General features: G+C 55.7%; 1 protein-coding gene. It reads right to left on the bottom strand.

The features are described from left to right. Nucleotides 1–705, bottom strand: a 705-nt coding sequence (locus MoGM_RS02360) for a glycoside hydrolase family 2 TIM barrel-domain containing protein (RefSeq protein ID WP_233210131.1), incomplete at both ends; no start/stop codon positions are given.

Here is a 705-nt window from a genome sequence, read left to right as displayed (position 1 = left end):
GCCCCTTGTCGACGAGCGGAGCCGCCTCACGGGTGCGGAAAGCAAAGTTTACCACAATCTCGGAACGGGCGCAAGTACCCATAATCTCAGCCAGCTTGTCGCGCAGCGACGCGCTCTCTATCTGCCTGCGGGCCTGCGGCGCGATGCCGCTAATGTCTATCGTGACCACGGCCGACGTGTCTTCACCGCAGTGTCTGACTATCGTGGCCTCAAGAATGAGATCATCGAGCGTCTTGAAGAAATTCTCGTTGTACACCTCTATACGGCCGTCGCTGATGCCTTTGTCCTCCACCCATGCGTTCTGATAGTAGTATTGCACTTCATAGGCATGGGGATTGAGGCGTCGGTCGGGCGCGATGATACCGTTACAGTTGAAGTTATAGTCACTCGCCGGATAGCGGCCGTAGTCGCCACCATAGGTGAATATCTCCCGGCCTGTGATACGGCTGGTGTCCCTGAGTCCCTGATCCACAAAGTCCCAGATGTATCCGCCCTGATATTTGGGGTATTTGCGCACCAGGTCCCAATACTCCTTGAAACCTCCCATTGAGTTACCCATGACATGGGCATACTCGCACTGTATGAGCGGTCGGGGATTGTCACCGCGCGAGTATTCCTCGCACCACTTGTAGTCGAAGTACATCGGACAGAAAATATCGGTCTTGCCGTTCTGCCCCGCCTGCTCATACTGCACGGGGCGTGTAT

Origin of the sequence: Prevotella sp. MGM1, from assembly GCF_002933775.1 — a bacterium.
Classification (GTDB): domain Bacteria; phylum Bacteroidota; class Bacteroidia; order Bacteroidales; family Bacteroidaceae; genus Prevotella.
Note: the sequence above shows the minus strand (reverse complement) of the source record. Positions and strands in the feature narration are given on the sequence as shown.